Origin of the sequence: Aestuariibaculum sp. M13, assembly GCF_024723255.1 — a bacterium.
Taxonomy (GTDB): domain Bacteria; phylum Bacteroidota; class Bacteroidia; order Flavobacteriales; family Flavobacteriaceae; genus Aestuariibaculum; species Aestuariibaculum lutulentum.
Genome location: NZ_JANIAC010000001.1, coordinates 1,513,988 through 1,529,874 on the forward strand (window position 1 = coordinate 1,513,988; position 15,887 = coordinate 1,529,874).

The 15,887-nt window shown below is 35.9% G+C and carries 13 protein-coding genes and 1 tRNA gene; 9 read left to right on the plus strand and 5 right to left on the minus strand.

The window, feature by feature from the left end:
- Window positions 1-37 precede the first annotated feature (37 nt).
- Window positions 38-1,729 (plus strand): single-stranded-DNA-specific exonuclease RecJ, encoded by a 1,692-nt coding sequence (recJ, locus tag NO995_RS06565; protein WP_258226780.1) that lies wholly within the window; start codon window positions 38-40, stop codon window positions 1,727-1,729.
- A gap of 4 nt (window positions 1,730-1,733) precedes the next feature.
- Window positions 1,734-2,999 (plus strand): MFS transporter, encoded by a 1,266-nt coding sequence (locus NO995_RS06570; RefSeq protein ID WP_258226781.1) that lies wholly within the window; start codon window positions 1,734-1,736, stop codon window positions 2,997-2,999.
- A gap of 40 nt (window positions 3,000-3,039) precedes the next feature.
- On the opposite strand, the gene NO995_RS06575 is transcribed toward NO995_RS06570, so the two are convergent.
- The 3 genes from NO995_RS06575 to NO995_RS06585 all read right to left on the minus strand — a co-directional run bounded on the left by NO995_RS06575 (window position 3,040) and on the right by NO995_RS06585 (window position 5,267).
- Complete coding sequence (locus NO995_RS06575; RefSeq protein WP_258226782.1) at window positions 3,040-3,810, minus strand: zinc-dependent peptidase; 771 nt, start codon at window positions 3,808-3,810, stop codon at window positions 3,040-3,042.
- 35 nt (window positions 3,811-3,845) lie between these two features.
- Window positions 3,846-4,601: a UDP-2,3-diacylglucosamine diphosphatase gene (locus tag NO995_RS06580; protein WP_258226783.1), complete on the minus strand. Its 756-nt coding sequence runs from the start codon at window positions 4,599-4,601 to the stop codon at window positions 3,846-3,848.
- A gap of 213 nt (window positions 4,602-4,814) precedes the next feature.
- The gene (locus NO995_RS06585) at window positions 4,815-5,267 is read right to left on the minus strand and encodes a 6-carboxytetrahydropterin synthase (RefSeq protein ID WP_240572571.1); all 453 of its coding nucleotides are present in this window, start codon (window positions 5,265-5,267) and stop codon (window positions 4,815-4,817) included.
- Between the two features lie 115 nt (window positions 5,268-5,382).
- On the opposite strand from NO995_RS06585, the gene NO995_RS06590 reads away from it, so the two are divergent.
- Complete coding sequence (locus NO995_RS06590; RefSeq protein ID WP_258226784.1) at window positions 5,383-6,024, plus strand: 2OG-Fe(II) oxygenase; 642 nt, start codon at window positions 5,383-5,385, stop codon at window positions 6,022-6,024.
- A gap of 167 nt (window positions 6,025-6,191) precedes the next feature.
- On the opposite strand, the gene NO995_RS06595 is transcribed toward NO995_RS06590, so the two are convergent.
- Together NO995_RS06595 and NO995_RS06600 are read right to left on the minus strand one after the other, a co-directional pair.
- Entirely contained in the window at window positions 6,192-6,362 is a 171-nt protein-coding gene (locus tag NO995_RS06595) for a hypothetical protein (RefSeq protein ID WP_258226785.1), read from the minus strand.
- Between the two features lie 24 nt (window positions 6,363-6,386).
- A complete protein-coding gene (locus tag NO995_RS06600) occupies window positions 6,387-7,721 on the minus strand; it encodes an MATE family efflux transporter (protein ID WP_258226786.1) in 1,335 nt (444 codons plus the stop codon).
- Between the two features lie 175 nt (window positions 7,722-7,896).
- Between NO995_RS06600 and NO995_RS06605 the strand changes: the two genes are divergently transcribed.
- From NO995_RS06605 to NO995_RS06630, 6 genes are all read left to right on the plus strand, one after another.
- Complete coding sequence (locus tag NO995_RS06605) at window positions 7,897-8,691, plus strand: universal stress protein (RefSeq protein ID WP_258226787.1); 795 nt, start codon at window positions 7,897-7,899, stop codon at window positions 8,689-8,691.
- A gap of 4 nt (window positions 8,692-8,695) precedes the next feature.
- Window positions 8,696-8,769, plus strand: a tRNA-Ala gene (locus NO995_RS06610).
- Window positions 8,770-8,959: 190 nt separating this feature from the next.
- Window positions 8,960-9,493, plus strand: a complete 534-nt coding sequence (locus NO995_RS06615; RefSeq protein ID WP_240572576.1) for an RNA polymerase sigma-70 factor — start codon at window positions 8,960-8,962, stop codon at window positions 9,491-9,493.
- A 180-nt stretch (window positions 9,494-9,673) separates the two neighbouring features.
- Complete coding sequence (locus NO995_RS06620; RefSeq protein ID WP_258226788.1) at window positions 9,674-10,828, plus strand: FecR family protein; 1,155 nt, start codon at window positions 9,674-9,676, stop codon at window positions 10,826-10,828.
- 99 nt (window positions 10,829-10,927) lie between these two features.
- On the plus strand, window positions 10,928-14,287 hold the full coding sequence (locus tag NO995_RS06625; protein ID WP_258226789.1) for a TonB-dependent receptor: 3,360 nt from the start codon (window positions 10,928-10,930) through the stop codon (window positions 14,285-14,287).
- Between the two features lie 31 nt (window positions 14,288-14,318).
- Complete coding sequence (locus NO995_RS06630) at window positions 14,319-15,884, plus strand: RagB/SusD family nutrient uptake outer membrane protein (RefSeq protein WP_258226790.1); 1,566 nt, start codon at window positions 14,319-14,321, stop codon at window positions 15,882-15,884.
- Window positions 15,885-15,887: the final 3 nt, after the last annotated feature.

Genomic DNA, 15,887 nt, shown 5'->3' on the forward strand with positions numbered 1-15,887 from the left:
GTAAACATTTACGGATGGATTATACAGACTTCAGACTATGCGGTGGACAATTAAACCAAAGCCAGAAAACAATAAATTAGCTGTTTTAAAAACAGCACTTCAAGTTGATGATATTACTGCTACGTTGTTATTACAGCGTGGCATTGAAACGTTTGATGAAGCGAAGGCTTTTTTCCGCCCCGATTTAAACGATTTACATAATCCGTATCTTATGAAAGATATGGATAAAGCCGTTGCCCGAATCGAACAGGCCTTTGCCAATAACGAAAATATTCTGGTTTATGGCGATTATGATGTTGATGGAACAACCTCGGTAGCCTTGATGAGTTTGTATCTAAAAACCCGAAGCGAGCAGGTTGCGACTTATATTCCAGATCGCTATGATGAAGGTTACGGCGTTTCATTTAAAGGTATCGATTTTGCCAGCGATAACGATTTTACACTAATTGTAGCTTTAGACTGTGGTATTAAAGCGATTGATAAAGTTGAATATGCTAAAGAAAAAGGCATCGATTTTATTATTTGTGATCATCATAGACCGGGCGATACCATTCCGGAAGCTGCCGCTGTATTAGATCCTAAGCGTGTAGATTGCGAATATCCGTATAAAGAATTATGTGGCTGTGGTGTTGGTTTTAAACTCATTCAGGCTTTAGCTGATAGAGATGGGAAAACCCTTGAGGATTTAGTTGGATATTTAGATTTGGTTGCCACAGCGATTGGTGCCGATATTGTACCGATAACGGGCGAAAACAGGATTTTGGCTTTTTATGGATTGAAAGTGATTAATGCTTTTCCAAGACCCGGAATTAAAGCGCTTATCGATCAGGTAAATAAGAAAAATGAACTCACGATTACTGATGTCGTTTTTACAGTTGCGCCACGAATTAATGCTGCCGGACGCATGAAACACGGTAATTATGCCGTGACTTTATTAGCTGAAGAAAATGAAGCTTTGGCTACCAAATATGCTGAGGAAATAAATGCCTATAATGAAGATCGTCGTGAAACTGATAGACGAATTACAGAAGAGGCCTTAGAACAGATTAAAGACAATAAAGAGGAGGACCGAATCACCTCGGTGGTATACCATGAAAGCTGGCATAAAGGCGTTATTGGTATTGTAGCCTCACGTTTAACAGAAACCTATTATCGGCCAACTTTGGTGTTTACTAAAAGCGGTGATAAGTTAGCGGCATCGGCGCGCTCGGTGGTGGGGTTCGATGTGTACAATGCTTTAGAGGCATGCAGCGAACATATTGAACAATTTGGTGGCCATAAATATGCAGCGGGTTTAACCCTTAAAGAAGAAAATTATGAAGCCTTTAAACAGGCTTTTGAAGATGAGGTTACTAAAACCATAGACAGAAGTCTGTTGGTTCCTGAAATTAAAATTGATGCTCAAATTAATTTAAACGATATCACACCTAAATTCTACCGAATATTAAAGCAGTTTGCACCATTTGGTCCAAGTAATATGACGCCTGTTTTTATGACAGCAAATTTAATGGATACCGGTTGGGGAAAACGCGTTGGAGCAGACCAAACGCATTTGCGTGTTACCGTAAAACAATCCGATTCTAATCCTATTGTGGGTATTGGTTTTGGTTTAGGTGAAAAAATGGATATTATCTCCAGTCAGGCGCCCTTTGACGCCGTGTATTCGGTTGATGAAAACGAGTGGCAGGGTAATGTGTCTTTACAACTTAAGTTAAGAGACATAAAATAATATCATGGCGACAAAAGATCCATACGCTGCGTTGAGATTTAAGGAGTTTAATATCTTTTTATTGCTTCGGTTTGTTTTGGTTTTTGGTTGGACGATGCAATTTATTGTTATCGAATGGCAGGTGTATAGCTTAACTAAAGATCCGCTATCGTTGGGCGTTATAGGTTTAATGGAAATTATTCCAGCCTTTACCATGGCCTTGTTTGCAGGTCATATTGTAGACCAGAATGAAAAAAGAAATTTATTAGCTAAATGCATATCTGCATTTTCGTTAATTAGCTTGGGTTTGTTTTTATTAACCTGGCCAAAAGTGGTAGACGGCTGGTCTACTAAAACCATTTTGTATAGTATTTATGCGTTGGTGTTTTTTGGAGGTTTTTTGCGGTCGTTTTTCGGACCAACGATTTTTTCCTTAGTTGCGTTATTAGTGCCTAAAAAAGTTTATCCTAACGCTGCAACCTGGAACAGTTCTACCTGGCAAATGGCAGCGGTTTTGGGGCCTGCTTTTGGTGGGTTTGCGATTAGCTGGATTGGTGTGCATTGGTCGCTTTGTATCATTTTCGGATTGATTGTTTTATCGTTAATCATTTTACTTCAAATTAAACAGAAACCTATTTTAAATCCTAAAATTGGAGAACCAGTGGTTGAAAGTTTAAAGGAAGGTGTTCGTTTTGTATTTAAAACCAAAGCCATTTTAGGCGCTTTAACTTTAGATATGGTCGCGGTATTATTCGGTGGTGCGATAGCCTTATTACCGGTTTTTGCACAGGATATTTTGAAAGTGGGGAGTGAAGGTTTTGGCGTGCTTCGTGCTGCTCCGGCCATTGGTGCTTTTTTAACTATGCTGGTAACGGCTTATATTCCTATTAGTAAGAATGCCGGAATGAAATTGTTAGGTGCTATTTTTGGTTTTGGTGTTTGTATTATCGTTTTTGGATTGTCATCCATATTTTGGGTGTCGGTAGTAGCTTTATTTTTTAGCGGAGTAACCGATGGGGTTTCCATGGTAATTCGTCAAACCATTTTGCAAATTAAAACACCTGATAATATGCGCGGACGCGTATCATCGGTAAACTCTATGTTTGTTGGATCTTCAAACGAATTAGGTGCCTTTGAAAGTGGTTTAACCGCTAGACTTATGGGGACGGTGACTGCTGTAGTTTTTGGTGGAACTATGACGTTAATTACAGTAATTTCCACAGCTTTAGTTTCTCCTTCTTTTAGAAAACTGGACTTAACCAAAGATCTGGAAGAACATGCTGCTTCTTAAATCAAGCTACACCATGATAATTATTGAGAGGACTTATTTTTTAGCTTATTTCTTTAGTATGAAAACACATTTTTAGCATTTCATATAAATCGGGGTGCTTTACTTTCATACGTTCGGGTTGTTCAAAGAAATACTCTGAAGCAACAGCTAAAAATTCGGCTTCGTTGGTGCCACCATAATGTCTAATATCCGAGGTGTTGTTATTTATAGCTTCCATTTCTTTGTGAATGGTTTTTAACCACGGAATAACATAAGGGTGTTGAATTAAAGCTTCCGGTACGCCATCGGTTATTCCATCGGAGTTATCAATTAAATGAATAAATTCGTGGATGCCTGTGTTGAAATTATCGCGTTTACTATCAAATCCTTCATAGAGTGCTTTTCGTGATAAAATCATTTGATTTTTTAAGCGCCCGCTACCAACTACACCTGCAATTTGTCGTTTTTTATCGGTTTGTTTGTATCCAAAATCTTCGTTAAAATGATCAGGATAAATTAAAACGGTACTTAAATTATTATAATGCCATTCGGGGAAGTAAAATACGGGAATAACGGCACTTGCCGCAACAAGAATTTTATTAAGGTCTTCCAATTGAAAGCCAACAGCTTCAACATAAACTTCACTTAAAAACAGCATCATTCTGTTTTGAAATCGTTGCTGTTCGTTTTGTTTTAAGCCTTTATAAAAAATGACATGTTGTAGTAAAATGTTATGCCAGGGTTTTGGAAATTGACTTGGTTTTTTACGTCGTGTTGAAACAACGGCATAGATACCAAAAAGTACAATAAAGATGAATAGAATACCAACCATAAATTGTACTGTTTAGGGCGTTTTATACGTTATTTTTAATTAAAAACTTTTAATTCGAATTGCTTTCCATCAAAAACACCATAAGTGTAATATGAAATCCAATCGCCGAGATTTATATATTTCGATTGCTCGTTTAAATTGATTTCTAATGGTAAATGACGGTGACCAAAAATAAAGTAATCGCGGTGTTCGGTTTCTAATTTGCGTTTGCAGTATTGTACCAGCCATTCGTTATTTTCGCCAAGGAATTTAGCATCTTCGTCGCCCGAAATGAGTTTGTTTTTTACGGACATATATTGCGCAAGCTTAACACCTAAATCGGGGTGTAACCAACGAAATAACCATTTTGAAAACGGATTGGTAAACACTTTTTTCATGCGTTTATAACCTTTATCGCCCGGACCTAAACCATCACCATGACCAATAAAAAACTTGGTATTGTTAAAGGTGAATTCCTGTGGTTTGTGGTAAACGGGAATATTAAGTTCTTCTTCGAAATAGCCGTTCATCCAAAGGTCATGATTACCAACAAAAAAGTAAACGGGAATACCGGAGTCTGTTATTTCGACAAGTTTGCCTAAGGTTCTGGTAAACCCTTTTGGTACTACGGTTTTGTACTCGAACCAGAAGTCGAATAAATCGCCTAACAAAAAAATAGCCGCAGCATCCTGTTTGACTTCATCTAACCAGGCGACAAACTTTTTTTCGCGAGGTAGAGAGTCTTTTGCTGTGGGTGCGCCTAAATGGTTGTCGGAGGCGAAATATATTTTTTTTCCTTCTGGAATCTGCATGTTGTAAATATAATAATTCCTGCAAAGGCAGGAATCGCTTTATTCATGTTTCTTGTTTTGTGCTTACGTTAGGGATTACTCATGTATTCTTATTTATCTGGAAATCGTGAATGCTTCGCATTTGAAGCAATTGTTTGAGCTCTTTATACTTTTATAAAAAGTTTAAAAGCGAGTGTGCAAAGCCCGACCCGAAACATAGTGGAGGGTAACGTCCTATAGGTTGTCGTTAGCATACCACTCGGCGTACGAACTGTCGGTTTCCTGAAGTTTTAGCGAGTGTAGCGTAATGTGTTCTGGCAGACGTTTCATAATTTTTTTTGCAAAGTCGATTACCATCATCTCGCTGGTTGGCTGGTAATCTACTAAAAGCACATTGTGGCCGCGATCTTCAAGTTCTTTAGCCAACTCGACATGAGGTGTATTTTTGTTAAAAACCGTGGCGTGATCGAAGACATTTACAATTTCTTCTTTTACAATTTTTTTAAGGTCTCCAAAGTCTATAACCATGCCGTATTTTACATTGTTTTTGTCTGAAATGGGTTTGCCAAATACAGTTACAGATAGTTTATAGCTATGCCCGTGTACATTTTTACACTTACCATCGTACCCGTAAAGGGCGTGTCCAGTTTCGAAAGAAAACAGTTTTGTTATGCGGATATAGGTCATCAAAATAAAAAAATTTAATACAAAGATATTCATTTTGTAAAAGCAATTAGATTTTAGTTTACATTTGCGCGCTTTTATCCACTCAGGATTGATAGTTTTTATGTCTTAATTATTTATGAGTCAACTTTTTGAGGCTATTGATTTTGTTGAAAATCCGTTATACGAACAGATTATTTCGGACATCTCAACCCAACAATTTAGTATAGTAGAAAACTTCTTTACACACGAAGAAGTCGATCTGCTAAGACAGTCGCTTATTGATAAGCACGAGGAAGATGCTTTTAAAAAAGCGGCTATTGGAAATCGAGTAAACGAAACCATCGAAAAATCGATTCGTGGTGACATGATTTTATGGATAGACGAGGCAAAAGCAGATATTGTAGAACAGGTGTTTTTTAATAAGGTAAACGACCTGGTAGGGTATTTAAATAAAACCTGCTTTATGGGAATTTTACAGAAGGAATTCCACTATGCGGTCTATCCACAAAATACCTTTTATAAACGCCATATAGATACGTTTCAAAATGACGACCGCCGAAAATTATCGATAGTTTGTTATTTAAACGAAGATGGCTGGTTGCCTGAAAATGGTGGTGAGTTGGTGTTGTATTTAGATGAAAACGGACAGGAAACTGAAAAAGTAATTTATCCGTTCCCTGGTCGTATGGTTATTTTTGAAAGCCAGATTATAGAGCACGAAGTACGAGTAGTTAATACCGAGCGTTTAAGTATAACCGGCTGGTTAAAAACAAGATAATTAGCGTCTTCTTCTGCGGTTGTAAACGTAGATAATGACTAATACAATAGCTAATATTAGAAACAGTCTGTTGCCCATAATTTTTTAAGATTTAATTAGAGTTTAAAGGTACACTTTTTGCCCGATAATCGAGATTTGAATACATCAAAACTTGCTCCGAGGAAAATTTATTGGTTCTTTTTTTTGTTGTACGCGTATATGGCATATGCAATAAGTACAAGTACAATAAAGGGAAGCATGGTGCCTATAAATACACCTATTTCGTAACCTTTGTCCGGGGCATTTTTTATTTTATCCTCAATATCTACTTGAAGTAAAAATGTCGTGAATAAACTCATAAAATTATTGATTGTTGAACAAATTTAAGAGTTTTGAGACAGGGTCAGGAACTTTTTTCTGAAAAAGAGAATAAGCGGAAACCCTCTGGAGATAATCCAAAAGGTCATGGCTATAAAAATAGCATGAAGTTTATAGCCTAAATTGTCGAATAAGAACAGAATAGGAATAAAGACGATGAAAGTGGAAAATAAGAGGATATTTCTTAAATATTTCATCATACCAAGTCCTTTAAACATCCCGTCAAAAATAAAGGCTAATGCACAAAAGGGTTGCATGATGAGTACAATCCAAAAGGAATTATAAAACAAGTTTAAAACTTCAGGATCCTTTGAGAATAAATGGCCTAATGGGTAGTAACCTATTCCTCCGATGATGCCCAGGATAATACCAACGACAACACCATAACGAATAAGTTTATTGCTTAAAGTCATAAGATCTTTATAATTTTTACCACCATAAAGTTTTCCTGATAATATATTGCCTGCACTGGCATAACCATCTATAAAAAACGCACCAAAGAACCATAGGTTTATGGCAATGGTATAAGCCGCGATATAAGCCGTTCCGTAACTCGTTGCAAATCTTGTGGCAAAATAAAGTGTGGCGTTAAGCGCGAGGGTTCTCACGAATAAATTAAGAATCATAATAATGAACCTTTTGATTTCATGGTTAAAAGGAAAACTTAGCTTTAAAGGAATGTCGGTTTTCTTTAACAGGTAATACGCCGAAAATATAGCCATGATGCCTTGAGAAATAAGACTGGCGTAAGCAGCACCTTTAATATTCATAGCAGGAATGATTCCATTAATACCAAATACCAGAACGACATCTAATACTATATTGGTTAAAGCTCCGACTATGGCAATAATCATGGGGTAATAGGTATTTTGTAAACCTCTGAAGGTGCCGAACACAGCAATAGAAAATAAGGTAAATGGAAATCCGAAGACTCTAATTTTGTAGTATTCTGCTGTATAATCTAAAATTAAGCCGGAGGCGTTATAGAGTTTGAAAATGGTGTTTGTAAAAGGAAACGTTGTTATGATTATAATGATGCTAAGCGATGTGATTATGAATATCGCCTGCGCCGGAAGGTTTTTAATTTTTTCTACCTTATTGGCACCAACATATTGAGATACGATTGAGGAAATAGCACTTCTGGTTTGGCCTAAAACCCAAATAAGCATCGAAATAAAAGTGCCCACAATCCCTACAGCAGCAAGAGATTCGGTAGCGTTGACTTCCATGTTTCCAACAATAGCTGTATCGGTTATAGAGAGAATGGGTTCAGAGATTCCGGCAATTAAAGCAGGAATGGCCAGTTTATTAATATGTTTAAAGCTTAGGTTTTGATTCATAAATTTTCAGCGTAAACGAATGGCAAAGGTCGTAATTTTTAATGGTTTAGAATTTATGAATTAATAATTGGTCTTAACGGAATGTTATAATTCGGTTTAGTGTGATGTAAAATGTTTTACATTTGCGCTCGTTTTTCAATAATTATATTAAATTTAAACTTCAAAAATCATCAATATGAAAAATATTCTGGTTCCTGTTGGATCGTCATCAAATGCCTTAAGTAATTTGCAGTATGCTGTAGATTTTGCTCAGACTTTTGGCGCGAAGCTATACGTGGTGCAAGTGTATAATGTGTACACAAAAGCAGGAACAATGCTAAAAGTTGATGATATTATTGAACGTGAAAGTAAAGCCTATTTAACAGATTTGGTATCTCAAATAGATACTAAAAATGTTGAAATAGTTATTAAGACATTTAAAGGGAAATTAATTGATACTCTGGAGTTGGCTTGTAAAGTTGGTGATATCGATTTAATTTTAATAGAACCTCGTACAACGTCAATAAGTGATGAAGTATATTTAGGAAAAACATCGGGTAAAATTATAAAGCATACGCAAATACCTGCTTTAATTGTTCCTGAAGGTTATAAGTTTAAGCCGGTGTCTAATATTTTATTTGCGGTGAAGTCGGCTATTATTAAAAAGGATGATGTATTAAATCCGCTGAAATCGGTTAAGGAACAATTTAAATCGGTAGTAAATTTATTATTGGTGAAAACACCGTTTTATGGTGAAGGCGATTTTGTTTTAAACGACGATTTAAAAGCCTTGGTAGATTCTACTTCAAAAACGGTAAATGCAACAACTTATCAAGGTGTGTTGGAACATTTTCAAGCCAATCAGCCAGATATGCTTTGCGTTGTAAGACGTAAACGCGGATTTTTTGTGAAAGCCTGGGAAAAAAATATAATTTTGAAAAAGGAATTTTATAGCTCAATACCGGTATTGGTATTAAGTGGCCTAAAATAAATGAGGGGGATTAGCTCAGTTGGCTAGAGCGTTTGGCTGGCAGCCAAAAGGTCACCGGTTCGAGCCCGGTATTCTCCACAAAACTCCAAGGTTATGCCTTGGAGTTTTTTTATGCCTAAAGTTTAAATTAGAATTACACTCAGCATTTTAATTATATTTGAAAGTCTTTTTAACACACTTTCTTTTTTTGAAAAGAAGTAAACGTGTTAAAGAAAACTTGTCTAACTTTAATAAAGTAATTTAATTTCCAGATTAATAGTTGTAGTAAATGCATAGCATTAGCTTGAAGGAATTTAAGGCGTATTTTGATGATCAGTACATGTCTTTGTGTTTGTTTGCCCATAAGTATATTGGCGATTTAGAACTTTCAAAAGATATTGTACAGGATGTCTTTGTGAAAATATGGGAAGATAAAATTACCTTTAAAAGTGAAAATAGCATTAAAACATATTTATACACTTCTGTAAAAAATAAATGCCTGGATTATCTTAAAAGTAAAACCTACAAGTCTACAAATAAACTAAGTGATGCTGATATTCAAAAATTAGAAACCGAACCTTTTTTTATGAGGGAAGTTGCTGTGCAGGAAACCTCTAAAATTATACATCAGGCTATTGCCACTTTACCAAAAAAGTGCGCCGAAATATTACTATTAAGTATTCAGGATTATAGTAATCAGGATATTGCTAACGAACTGAATATTTCGGTGAATACAGTTAAGGCACAAAAGAAAATAGCTTATAAAAAGTTGAAACCTATTCTTAAAGAGTACTTTCTTTTTATCTCTTTTGCTTTAGAATAATATTTTATTACTACCGTAATTATTTGATGCTTTTTATTGTAAATCAATAATTTATAATGATTTGCCAAGGGCGTTTTTTTTAATTTCTAAAAAAAAGTAAAATTTTTTTAACCCTCCCAAGAAACTTTATCGTCTTATAGTTAAATAAGCATATAATTAGGTTAAAAAAGCATATTTTAAATGTCTGTTTTCAATAAAATATTTAAACTATCAAACAAGACTGCAAAGTCTTTATTAAACAATAGGACTCCAAAAAAGTTGCTTAAAACAGAGCTTTTCTCTGAAGAGGATCGAGCTTATATTCTAAACGAATTAACGAATAAGGAAGCCATTGAGAATAGAGAGGTATTATCAAGTAAAATTGATAAAGAAGCGGATTGGCAACTGGTTAAAAAGAAAATATCAAAACCAGTTAAAAGAATGAATTGGTATTATGCGGCGGCGGCTGTTTTAGTAACATTCTTAGCCATAGGGTTCTTAATCAAACAAAATTATACTCCAGATGAAACTCCTCAAATTATTGTAAATAATATTGAAATAGGTTCCGATAAGGCAACATTAACTCTGGAAGATGGTACGCATGTAGAATTAGGAGAAGGGACTTCGTTCGAGGGAGAGAATGCCAATAGTGATGGTGAAAATTTAGTTTACAAAAGGCCAGATTCGAAAAAGGGACAACTCGCTTATAATTATTTAACCATTCCACGCGGAGGACAGTTTTATGTTGAACTTTCAGATGGTACTAAAGTGTGGTTAAATTCAGAATCACAATTAAAATACCCGGTAAGTTTTGTAGAGGGTGATACACGTAAGGTGGAATTAATCTATGGTGAAGCTTATTTTGATGTGTCTCCAAGTACCGAAAATAAAGGTTCTAAGTTTAAAGTTTATAACAATGAACAGGAGATTAAGGTTTTAGGAACAGAATTCAATGTAAAAGCATATAAGGAAGAATTTAATATATACACGACTTTGGTTGAAGGTAAAGTAGAGGTTGGTTTTAATGACAAAAAAGAGTTTTTAAAACCAAGTCAGCAGGCCAACCTCGATTTACAAACCAATACATTTAAAGTGTATGAAGTGGATGTGTATAATGAAATTTCATGGAGAGAAGGTATCTTCAGCTTTGAAAATAAAAACCTAAAAGAAATTATGACGGTACTATCCAGATGGTATGATACCGATGTAATTTTCGAAAATAAAGTTCTTGAAAAGGAAGAATTTATTGGGGTTTTAGGTAAGAATCAGGATATCCTTGAGATTCTTAAAACCATTCAAAATTTCGGAATCATTTCCGATTACCAAATAAACGATAAGACCATCATTTTAAAATAAAAAAAGAGAGCGAAGTTTTGACATTTGGCGGTATCGAACTTCGTCTCTCCTAAACTAAATTAATTAAAACTAATGTTTAACTAATCCAACAACTAAATTATGAAAATTAAATTAATTACGGACCGTTCGCGTACGCGAAAACGGCTGCTATTGTTTATTATGAGAGCATTTATCTTCTTATTATGTACCACTGTTTTCAGTTTGAATTCAGTTAACGTTTTTGCTCAAGAAGAAGTATTTATCAGCAAGGATGAAGTAGTAAGTGTAGACAAGGTGTTCAAAATAATTAAGGAACAAACCGATTATCATTTTATTTACCCGAAAGATTTATTTAAAAACACGCCAAAAGTTCATTTAAAAAAGGGACTGGTTAAAATACAGGATTTGCTTAACGAAAGTTTAGATGCCAATAATTTAAACTTTGAAGTGTCTAAGAATAACACCATTGTTATAAAGAAAAGAGCAGAGCTAATTTTAGATGACGTTCAGGGCATTCAAATTTCAGGTTCTGTAGTAGATGGTTCAGGGCTACCGTTGCCGGGAGCAAATATTATTGTTAAGGGAACAAATACAGGGACCCAAACCGATTTTGACGGGAAGTTTACTTTAACCGTTTCCAATGCTGATGCTGTGCTTATAGTATCGTATGTTGGGTATACAACCAGAGATGTATCCTTAGAAGGAAAAAGATCTTTAACTATCATGTTAAGAGAAAATGCAGCAGCATTAGATGAGGTTGTTGTTGTTGGTTATGGGACACAGAAAAAGTCAGATTTAACTGGATCTGTAAGTGTTGTAGATGTAGATGAAGCTAAAAAGACAGTAACATATGATGCCGCGAAAATGTTACAAGGTCAGGTTGCTGGAGTAACAGTGCAATCTTCTGGAGAGCCAGGTGGATTTGTCAATATAAAAATTAGAGGGGTTAATTCATTTAGTAATAACAATCCGCTATTTGTTATTGATGGAATGATTGTAGACAGTCCATTCGATTTTGCTCCTGGAGATATCGAGTCTATGCAGGTATTAAAAGATGCATCGGCTGCTGCTATTTATGGTGTTCGTGGTGCTAACGGAGTTGTGATTATCACAACCAAAAAAGGAAAAGCAGGACAATTTAATATTAATCTTAAATCGTTATTTGGTATTCAAAATGTAGCAAACACATGGTCGGTAACCGATAGGGAAGGTTATCAGAATATTACAAGTGCTGCCGAGGTGAATGCAGGATTAAGCATTGCGCCGGGTAACGACCCAAACAATGCCGCTTATATTAGTGATGTTAATACCGATTGGCAGGATGCGGCTTTTAAAACCGGATACATAGAAAACCATTCGGTAAGTTTCAATGGTGGAGCCGAAAGTTTAGGGTATAATTTAAATCTTGATTACTTTAAAAACAGCAGTTATGTTGATTCTCCACAGGACTACGAAAGAATATCAACCAATCTGAATTTGAATGGTCAAAAAGGAAAATTCAAGTATGGAGCTAAGTTAGGGTATACCGATTCAGGTAAAGAAAACTTTAATGAATATTTGGCAGGACAGTCGGCAATTTCAGATATCGTAGGAGCCATTCCAACCATGCCGGTGTATGATGAAAATCGATTAGGGGGTTACGGCGGTACCGATAATTTAACCCAACGTGCGATCTCCATGAATGCTATTGGGTATAATAACTTAATAGATAATACGGCCAGAAGAAATCGTTTTATTGGCGATGTTTGGGCTGAAGTAGAGATTGTAAAAGGCTTAAAATATAAATTAGATGCCAGTTTTGATCGACTAGACTGGAAAAACAGAACGTTTATTCCACCAAGCGATTTAGGTTGGTATTATATTACTACAAACGATGAAGCATCTTTAGATGTGTCTACAGGAAATCAAACCAGAACATTTTTAAATAACTTGTTAACCTATAATGTCGAGTTAGGAAAGCATAATATTACGGTTTTAGGTGGGTTAATTCAGGAACGCAATGAATATTATAACCATTGGTCCAGAGGAGTTGGCTACGAACCAGGAACGATTAGTCATTTGGAGTATGCCGATGCAACAAGTACCGGAGAATATGAAAGTACCATTACTGGAATTTCATATTTAAGCAGATTAAATTATTCGTACGACGATCGTTATTTAATTACTGCAAACTTCAGACAGGATAGAACTTCATTATTTAGTGAGACAAACAATAAAGGTAATTTCTATTCATTTTCAGGAGCTTGGAAACTTAGTAACGAGCATTTTATAACCTTACCAGATTGGTTAAGCACTGTAAAATTAAGAGGTGGTTACGGTGAGTTAGGAAACAATACTATTCCTCCATATTTCTTTGCAACTACTACTAACCAATTTGCGAGTTACAACTTTAATAACGAATTAGCACCGGGAACAACTGTTGTAAGTTCGTTAGATCCGGATGTGCACTGGGAGATTACAAAAACTACCAATGCAGCTGTTGAATTAGGGTTTTTTAAAAACGCATTGCAGGTTACTGGAGAGTATTACGTGAAAAAATCTACCGATTTATTAATTGGAGTTCCATTACCATATTCAACTGGGGCATTTCCAGCGAGTATCACCACAAATGCTGGAGCTGTAGAGAATAAAGGATTCGAATTTACAGCCTCATACAGTAACAATGCTCGTGAATTTCAGTATAACATTTCGGCCAATTTAGGAACCCTGAAAAATGAAGTGTTACAAATAGGTCTTGATGGAAACCCAATATATGGGGCTGCTTCAAAAACCGAAGTCGGACGATCTATAGGAGAAATTTTTGCTTATGAGACTGATGGAATTTTTCAATCTGCCGAGGAGGTAGCAAGCTCACCAACACAAATTGGTGCTGCGGCCGGTGATATTAAATTTAAAGATCAATTAACCGTTGATACCGATGGCGATGGTATACCTGACGCAGCCGATGGCATTATTAACGATCAGGATAGAACCTATCAGGGTGTTACCATTCCAAAATACAGCTACGGATTAAACTTTAGCTGTAATTATAAAAATTTCGATTTATCATTCTTCTTCCAGGGAGCGGGAGGACATAAAGCTTTCAACGGGCTATATCGTAATTTAATGATTGGGCAATATACCAATCATCATACTGATATGTTGAATTACTGGACACCAACCAATACAGATACTAATGTACCTCGCCCAATAATTGGTGATCCGAATGCAAATCTTAGAGATTCTAACCGCTTTGTTGAAAATGCCGATTATTTGAAACTTCAGAATATAGAATTAGGGTATAAAATCCCGGTTGGAGCGAATGGTGTTTTACAGGAAGCGAAAGTATATATTAATGCTCAAAACGTATTTACTATTAGTAATTATTGTGGTTACGATCCCGATTTTAATAGTAATGATGGCTTATTCTCCAGAGGTTATGATGGAGGGTCTTTTCCGAACCCAAGAACGATTTCTTTAGGTGTTCAAGTAGGTTTTTAAGGAGTAATTAATAATTAAAAAAGAAATTAAAATGAAATATATAAAGTTTAAATATGTATCACTTTTCCTTTCCTTATCAATCGTGATTAGCAGTTGTGTGGCAGAGGATGATTTAATACAAGTAGATCCAAATAACGATGCAGTAGATTCGTTTTGGGCCGATGACCAAGATGCACTTCAAGGTGTAAATGCAGCTTACGGTAGTTTCCTTACCGACGGAACCTATATGAGAAGTACGCCTTTATTATTAGATTTAAAAGGAGACGATTGTAGAAGTAATAGCCCATGGGGAGCGATGTACAACGTAGGGCGATTTAATTCAAACGTAGCAGATGCCGCCATTTATGGATGGGCTTACGAAACCTATTATCAAGGCATTTATCGTGCTAACCAAGTGTTAGATAAAGTACCTGGAATTGCGATGGAAAATGAAGCATTAAAAAACAGAATTTTAGGTCAGGCTTACTTTTTAAGAGGCTTATATTTATTCCATGCTGTAAATATGTTTAAAAATGTACCGGTTCCTGTTGAGTTAGCAGCTTTTTATCCGCAAAAGACCGAAGCTGAAGGTTGGGCTCAGGTTATCGAAGATTTTAAAATGGCTGCAGATATGTTGCCTGTGTCATATACCAGCGGCATTTCTGGTTTAGATTTAGGTGAAGTGGGACGTGCAACCAAAGGGGCAGCTTTAGCCTATTTAGGAAAAGCATATTTGTTTACACAGGATTTTACTAATGCAAGAGATGCTTTTAAAGCGGTGATTGATTTAAATGTATATGCATTAGTATCTAACTACCGCGATAATTTCACCGATAAAAATGAAAACAATTCAGAATCTGTTTTCGAGGTTCAGTTTAGTCGTGAAGCTGGCGGTGTAGACTTAGGCTGGGGTGGTGCGCCACAATCAGGTTGGGGGAAAACATCAGCTAGAGCGATTACTTACGGACCTAGAGCTTTTGGTTGGACCGATGTACAGCCTACATGGACGTTATTTAATGAATTTCATGAAGAGGCTACCATAGGAGGAGAAGTCGATCCAAGATTAGATGCCACAATGTTTTATAATAAACCAGGAGGTATGATGTTGTACGGGCAGGATTTTGCAACATTTTATGGTAATAATCCATCAGATTTAAATGATTTATTCTGTAGAAAATATCAAAATTCGGATGGAGAATATGCTAATGAATACGATTGGCGTTCAGGAATTAACGAGCGTTTAATGCGATATTCTGATGTGTTGTTAATGTATGCCGAAACCTTAAATGAAACCGGAGCTACGGCATCAGCATATACCTATATTCAAGAGGTTAGAGATCGTGTAAATCTGCCGGATTTAAGTGTTACAAAACCAGGAATGAGCCAGGCAGAAATGCGTGAGCAAATTGGTCACGAACGCTTTTTAGAGTTTGCTTTAGAAGGCCACCGTTTCGATGATATTCGTCGTTGGGGATGGTTAGAAGACACTAATAAATTAAATTGGTTAAAGTCTAGAGATGCCGAGTATGCCACATATTCTGAAGGAAGAGAGTTTTTCCCGATTCCTCAGTTAGAAATTGATAATAACCCGGGAACAACACAAAACTTAGGATACTAAACC

What these genes read in the sequence shown, in the direction of transcription:
- recJ (WP_258226780.1), top strand. Translation starts at nt 38, where the DNA reads ATGCGGTGGACAATTAAACCAAAGCCAGAAAACAATAAATTAGCTGTT.
- NO995_RS06570 (WP_258226781.1), top strand. Translation starts at nt 1,734, where the DNA reads ATGGCGACAAAAGATCCATACGCTGCGTTGAGATTTAAGGAGTTTAAT.
- NO995_RS06575 (WP_258226782.1), bottom strand. Translation starts at nt 3,810, where the DNA reads ATGGTTGGTATTCTATTCATCTTTATTGTACTTTTTGGTATCTATGCC.
- NO995_RS06580 (WP_258226783.1), bottom strand. Translation starts at nt 4,601, where the DNA reads ATGCAGATTCCAGAAGGAAAAAAAATATATTTCGCCTCCGACAACCAT.
- NO995_RS06585 (WP_240572571.1), bottom strand. Translation starts at nt 5,267, where the DNA reads ATGACCTATATCCGCATAACAAAACTGTTTTCTTTCGAAACTGGACAC.
- NO995_RS06590 (WP_258226784.1), top strand. Translation starts at nt 5,383, where the DNA reads ATGAGTCAACTTTTTGAGGCTATTGATTTTGTTGAAAATCCGTTATAC.
- NO995_RS06595 (WP_258226785.1), bottom strand. Translation starts at nt 6,362, where the DNA reads ATGAGTTTATTCACGACATTTTTACTTCAAGTAGATATTGAGGATAAA.
- NO995_RS06600 (WP_258226786.1), bottom strand. Translation starts at nt 7,721, where the DNA reads ATGAATCAAAACCTAAGCTTTAAACATATTAATAAACTGGCCATTCCT.
- NO995_RS06605 (WP_258226787.1), top strand. Translation starts at nt 7,897, where the DNA reads ATGAAAAATATTCTGGTTCCTGTTGGATCGTCATCAAATGCCTTAAGT.
- NO995_RS06615 (WP_240572576.1), top strand. Translation starts at nt 8,960, where the DNA reads ATGCATAGCATTAGCTTGAAGGAATTTAAGGCGTATTTTGATGATCAG.
- NO995_RS06620 (WP_258226788.1), top strand. Translation starts at nt 9,674, where the DNA reads ATGTCTGTTTTCAATAAAATATTTAAACTATCAAACAAGACTGCAAAG.
- NO995_RS06625 (WP_258226789.1), top strand. Translation starts at nt 10,928, where the DNA reads ATGAAAATTAAATTAATTACGGACCGTTCGCGTACGCGAAAACGGCTG.
- NO995_RS06630 (WP_258226790.1), top strand. Translation starts at nt 14,319, where the DNA reads ATGAAATATATAAAGTTTAAATATGTATCACTTTTCCTTTCCTTATCA.